Below are 5,449 nucleotides of genomic sequence, written 5' to 3' on the forward strand. Positions count from 1 at the left end.
GCGCTGGAATGCTGCCATCGCGGCTGGGGTGAATCGATCATCATCGGGGTCGCCGAAGCCGGCAAGGAAATCGCGACCCGGCCGTTCCAGCTCGTCACCGGGCGGGTCTGGAAAGGCACCGCCTTCGGCGGCGCGCGCGGGCGCACCGATGTGCCGAAGATCGTCGACTGGTACATGGAGGGGAAGATCAATATCGACGACCTGATCACCCACAAGCTCAGCCTGGACGAGATCAATCACGGCTTCGACCTGATGCATGAGGGCAAGTCGATCCGAAGCGTCGTGGTCTACTGAACCGGTCGTCCGAAGCCCCGGCAGCTGGGACATCGCCAGATCAGAAGCAGCGCAATTCGCCTTCGATCYGTGCCCGCTTCAGGCGTGCGACCTTCTCGCGCATCAAGGGCATGGAGATAAACATCGAGGCGTTCTGACCGCCGCGCTGGCGCACGGACATGATCGTCTCGGCTTCCTCATAGGCCCTATAGGGCAGCACAGACGCGATCACGTCGATCGAGCACGAGCATTTCTCCAGCGCCGTACGGGTCTGGCCGTTCGCGGCCATGCACCCGAAGATGTAATCGGCGCGTGCGACCGTCGGATAGTCATTGACCGGCGTCTCAGCTGCGCCGCCATTGCCCGCAGCGAGGATCGTCGCCAGCAGCCCCCCGGCCAGAGCCGTCAGAAACCCGTGGTGCCGCGCTCCTGCCGTCCCGACCGTGCTCATGGCTGGGCGCTCGCCGATTTCAGGACGATGCGCTCCTCGAGTTTCGGCGCATCCGGCAATGTGCTGACGAACCTTGAGGTCATTTGGAGCAGCATGCCAGGCGCGGCCTCAGCCACCAGAATCTCGAACTGGCTGTCCTCATAGCCGAGCATCCGCCCGATATTGGTATCGTCGACAAAGGGCCTGACGGTGATCCGCGTCGCATCCAGCGTCTTGCCCTCGAATTCGACCTTGGTGGCCTCGCTTGTTGCCTTGTCGCGCAGGCCGGCGCGCAGCCGGTCCTTGAAATAGGGCGTCGTTCCACCGGTGAGCTGCGCCATGTTGCTCACTGCCCGATCGAGGAAGATGACGAGCACCGGATTGCCGGTCAGATCGGTAATCGACATAGGCTCGCGCGCCCGCTCGCCCGTGAACAGGCGCAGGTCGACATTGCGGCTGCCGTTGGCTGCAACGGATCTGACCACGAGCTTGATATCGTCGCCGAAGGGCTCGCCCAGCCGTTTCGTGTCGGAGGGCAAGCGCTCAAGCCGATAGGTCAGCTCCGTGCCCGAAGACACGCCGGAAAGATGAGGACGCGCGAACAGGATATCGACCGGCGTTTCCTGCGCCTGCGCCGGCCATGGCGCGATCGCCAGCACCAGAGCCATGACCTGGCAGAGCAAGACGGCGAAAGCTTTTCCGCTCACGATCGCATCTCCCTGACATCATAGCAGGTCGAGCAGGCCACGCAGGCAGCAGGATAAGGCTTGGCGCCCGGCGCAGCAATCAGCTTTGCAGGCTCAGCCGCTCAGGACCGCGATGATCAGCGCGCCGGCACGAAGGCGCCGGGCGGAATATGGCCAGGCTCGACATAGGCGTGATGGAGCGCATCCAGCATGGCCCAGAGCACGTCGCATTTGAATTCGAGCGCCGCGATCACCGCCTCCTGCTCGGCCGGCGTGCGGGCATGGGCCGTGACATAGGCAAGCGCGGTCTCGACATCGCGCCGCGCCTGTTCCGGGCGGGCGGTGAAATAGCTCAGGCTCTCCGGGCTGACGAAGTCGTAATGCGCCAGCATGCCTTCGACGCGGTGGCGGATGACCTTTGGCGAAAACAGCTCGGTCAGGGAGGACGCGACGGCTTCGAGCAGCGGGCGCTCGCGCACGAAATTGACATAGGCCTCGACCGCAAAGCGCGTCGCCGGCAGCACGCCGCGATGGGCCTGCACATCGGCGCGTGCCAGGCCCAGGCTTTCGCAGAGCCTGAGCCAGCGTTCGATGCCGCCCTCACCGTCCCCCTCGCCATCATGGTCGACGAGACGCTGGCGCCAGGCCCGGCGGAGCGCGGGGTCGTGGGTCCGGGCGATCAGGAACGCGTCCTTCACAGGGATATGGGCCTGGTAGGTGAAGCGGTTGAGAGCCCAGGCCTGGACCTCGCCCTTCGTGCACCGTCCGGAATGCAGTCTGGTGTGGAAGGGGTGCTTGTCGTGATAGCGCGCCTCTCCGACCTCGCGCAGGCGCTGTTCCAGTTCCTCGGGCGATAGCAAAGCAGTCACAGCCGCACCTCCATGCCGTCATAGGCCACCGCGATACCCGCGGCTTCGATCACGAGACGCTCCGGCGACCCCTCGATCAGCGCCGAATTGGTGTTGTTCAGATGGATATAGATCTTTTGCGCCGCAGGCAGCTTGGCGAGCCAGGACAGCGAGCCGCCAGGGCCCGTGATCGGCATATGCCCCATCCTCCGACCGGTCTTTTCGCCGACGCCGCTGCGGATCATCTCGTCATCCGTGAACAGGGTGCCGTCGAAGAACACCACGTCCGCGCTTTCGGCCGCGTCACGAACGCTGTCGGACAAGGCGGCACAGCCCGGGATATAGACAAGCGAGCGCCCTGCGCCGCCGATCCGGATGCCCGCCGCTTCGCCAGCCTCGGACTCGAGCCGGGATGCGCTCTCCTCGAGATAGAGCGGTGCCTTGCCGGGGACCGGAAACAGCTCCGCCGTCAGTCCGCCAGCCAGCGCGATGGGGTTCGCGGCCGTCGCGATCATGCGACGCGCCGGCACGGCGGCGAAGATCGGGTTGGCCTCGATCGCCTCAAGGACCGGTGCRAGCGCGACCAGATCGAACGGATGCCGCTCGCGCAGCGTGAGCAGCCCGGCGACATGGTCGATCTCGGCGCTGCTGAGAATGACCGTGCCGATCGGCGACTGGCGCTCGGCGCGCGGCCACAGGGCCGGCGTCGTCCGGATCTGGCTGCCAAGATCGGGGGACGCGTTCAGAACGATCCAGCTCTCGTCATCGAGCGTCACCGCGAGGCTCGATTGCGTCCGCCAGGGCGCGCGGGGATCCCTGCTCCAGGCCAGCGCGCAGACCCGGCACCGGCAATTCCATTGCGGAAAACCACCTCCCGCAGCCGCGCCAAGAACGATGGCTTTCATCGGGGCGCCTCAGGCAGCCGGCTTCCCGCAAGTGCACGGCGCGAAAGACTGCATTGCCCGCGCTGTTGCACACGCCGTTGCTTCCACTCCGCATGCKACCCAGGACATGTCCGGCTCCTTCGATTGTGCTAAGAACGGAATGGTGCTGACAAAGACTGCCTTCACGCTCCGGACGCGAGCCTCCGGCATCGCGATCACCTCAGCGACGATGGCAGCGGTTCTGTCTTCTTCACGTCCGCGCGCGTGTTTCTGTCGACCTTGGCGTCCCAGGTTATTCCAAAGCAACAAGAACGGGGAGGATGACATGCATCTGCTGTGGTTCTTGCTGGCGGGCCTGCTCGGGTTGAGCCAGGCGACGGCCGCCGACCTTGTGAAGGGCCGGACAAATCTGCCCGAACTGGTGCTCGGGAATGACGAAGGCCGCGACTACGTCGTCTCCCAGAAGCAGATCGAGATGGAATCCGGCAAGTCCTACCGCCTCTCCGTCACGGCGAAGGGCGGCAAGGAGTACAAGTTCTTCGCACCGGAGTTCTTCCGGAACAGCTGGATCAACCAGATCGTCATCAACCATCTCGAAGTGCACATGCAGGGTGCGCCTCATCATCTCGAGTTCGACGACCAGGGCACGATCCATGTCGAGTTCGTGGCGATCCGGCCGGGCGAGTACCCCTGGTATATCCAGGGCCTGGAGGCTCAGGGGATGACCGGCACCTTCATCGTGAAGTGACGGAGGCAAGCCATGCGCATGCTCGCTCTCACCTCCGTCCTGACCCTGGTGCCGATCCCGCAATGGCCGATGACAGGTCGGAATGCACGAACGGCATCGTCATGATCCAGGCCGAGATCGCCAGGAAGCCGCCGGCGGCCACCCTGCGCAAACTGGAGACGGCGTTGCGCGTCGCGCGGCGCGAAGAACAGGAGGGCGAATTCGACGAGTGTCTCGATGCGGTCAACGACGCCCGCAAGGCACTGGGACGATGAGCGCTTGTTCCTCATGGACCGGGCTCAGCCGTGGCAACGCGGGCGACCGATCTCCGGCCCCCCGAGCGCCCAGCGCTGAAGCGTGGTCTTCGCTAGGTTTAGCGGCTGGTTGAGCCATGGCCGCCGTAGCCACGCTCAGTTTCATCGAGCGTCGCCCTTTCGACAAACGCAACGCCGCTGACCGGCGCCACTACCATCTGAGCGATGCGGTCGGCACGCTGGATTAAAAATGGTGCCTTTCCGTGATTGATCAGAATGACTTTGATCTCGCCTCGATAGTCTGCGTCCACGGTCCCCGGTGAATTGAGAACTGTGACGCCAAATTTGGCGGCGAGTCCCGAACGAGGCCGGATTTGGGCCTCGTAGCCCTTGGGTAAGGCGATGGCGAAACCGGTGGGTATTGTCGCGGTCATGCCCGGAGCAAGGGTCACGACCGTACCGGGAGCAATAGCAGCAGGCAGATCAAGACCCGCCGAGCCAACAGTCTGCGATCGAGGGATCTCAAGCCCTTGTCCATTTTCAAGCCGGCGCAGGCCGACGCTGACACGCCTGTCGTTCCTCAAAATTCTACCAGCGAGCTTACCGAGTAAGTTCGACTTCCCCCCAGGCGTTGGCCAACAGAGCCGCGGATCGTGCGTAGGACAGTAAACGGGAGAGTGCCGGTTATCGAGCACCTAGGCGGCCTTGGCGCCCCCGTCGCCGCAACCTTCGGTTACTGGTTATGTGTCCGAGGCCTTAGGTGTTCAGTCCCGGCATTTGATGGATTGGATCGAGCCTGAATCGTTCTGGCTCTGAAGTCCAGCATTTGCAGATGAACTCGTAGGGTGTGAGCCCCCTAAGGGTCTTCAGCCGGCGGCCGAAATTGTAGGCGACAACGAAGTCTGTGAGGTGCGCCTCGAACTGGCGATGATCGTCATAGTGGAAGCGCTTGACGGTCGCTTCCTTGATGGTGCGGTTCATCCGCTCAACCTGCCCGTTGGTCCAGGGATGCTTCACCTTGGTGAGGCGATGCTCGATGCCATTCTCGCGGCACCGCATGTCGAACATGTGGGTGATGTAACGAGCTGTCGGCCCGTCGGCGTAACGAGCCGGGAAGGTGAACTGGATTCCGTAGCACATTGGGAAGAGGCTCGACCGTTGCCTGACGGCGCGCGAAGCCTTGCGTAGCGCAGCGCGCCGTCACGGCGGTCATGGCCGGCCAGCAGGTCTCTAAGGTGAGGTTGTCGAGACAACACTTTGGAGCGAGGCCAACCATGACCAAGCGCTTTTCTACTCCCACCGGCGCCGTGCTGGTAGCGATCGACATGTCCAAGCACCGCCAGGAGG

7 protein-coding genes and 2 pseudogenes are annotated in these 5,449 nt (G+C 63.8%); 3 read left to right on the forward strand and 6 right to left on the reverse strand.

From position 1 onward, the window contains the following. Positions 1-294: pseudogene (locus AC1D34_RS35455) on the forward strand (S-(hydroxymethyl)glutathione dehydrogenase); the annotation flags it as partial. 40 nt (positions 295-334) lie between these two features. Here AC1D34_RS35455 and AC1D34_RS35460 read toward each other — a convergent pair. The 4 genes from AC1D34_RS35460 to pqqB form a co-directional block, all read right to left on the reverse strand. Continuing rightward, positions 335-724, reverse strand: coding sequence for a hypothetical protein (locus AC1D34_RS35460; protein WP_476826776.1), 390 nt, complete (start codon positions 722-724; stop codon positions 335-337). Further along, complete coding sequence (locus tag AC1D34_RS35465; RefSeq protein ID WP_441508407.1) at positions 721-1,410, reverse strand: hypothetical protein; 690 nt, start codon at positions 1,408-1,410, stop codon at positions 721-723. Before AC1D34_RS35465 ends, AC1D34_RS35460 begins: the two co-directional genes overlap by 4 nt. Positions 1,411-1,526: 116 nt before the next feature. Beyond that, positions 1,527-2,258, reverse strand: coding sequence for a pyrroloquinoline-quinone synthase PqqC (gene pqqC, locus AC1D34_RS35470; protein WP_441508406.1), 732 nt, complete (start codon positions 2,256-2,258; stop codon positions 1,527-1,529). Next, positions 2,255-3,142, reverse strand: a complete 888-nt coding sequence (gene pqqB / locus AC1D34_RS35475; RefSeq protein WP_441508405.1) for a pyrroloquinoline quinone biosynthesis protein PqqB — start codon at positions 3,140-3,142, stop codon at positions 2,255-2,257. Before pqqB ends, pqqC begins: the two co-directional genes overlap by 4 nt. 304 nt (positions 3,143-3,446) lie before the next feature. On the opposite strand from pqqB, the gene AC1D34_RS35480 reads away from it, so the two are divergent. Beyond that, entirely contained in the window at positions 3,447-3,869 is a 423-nt protein-coding gene (locus tag AC1D34_RS35480) for a cupredoxin domain-containing protein (protein WP_441508404.1), read from the forward strand. 62 nt (positions 3,870-3,931) lie between these two features. After that, positions 3,932-4,123 carry a hypothetical protein gene (locus AC1D34_RS35485; RefSeq protein WP_441508403.1) on the forward strand — a complete coding sequence of 64 codons (192 nt, stop codon included), beginning with the start codon at positions 3,932-3,934 and terminating at the stop codon, positions 4,121-4,123. A 98-nt stretch (positions 4,124-4,221) separates the two neighbouring features. Here AC1D34_RS35485 and dut read toward each other — a convergent pair whose 3' ends face one another. Both dut and AC1D34_RS35495 read right to left on the reverse strand, forming a co-directional pair. After that, positions 4,222-4,686, reverse strand: a complete 465-nt coding sequence (dut, locus tag AC1D34_RS35490; RefSeq protein ID WP_476770893.1) for a dUTP diphosphatase — start codon at positions 4,684-4,686, stop codon at positions 4,222-4,224. Between the two features lie 172 nt (positions 4,687-4,858). After that, positions 4,859-5,233: pseudogene (locus AC1D34_RS35495) on the reverse strand (integrase core domain-containing protein); the annotation flags it as partial. Positions 5,234-5,449: the final 216 nt, after the last annotated feature.

It is taken from the genome of Allobosea sp. P1_A7 (genome assembly GCF_056406775.1).

What these genes read in the sequence shown, in the direction of transcription:
- AC1D34_RS35480 (WP_441508404.1), top strand. Translation starts at nt 3,447, where the DNA reads ATGCATCTGCTGTGGTTCTTGCTGGCGGGCCTGCTCGGGTTGAGCCAG.
- AC1D34_RS35485 (WP_441508403.1), top strand. Translation starts at nt 3,932, where the DNA reads ATGGCCGATGACAGGTCGGAATGCACGAACGGCATCGTCATGATCCAG.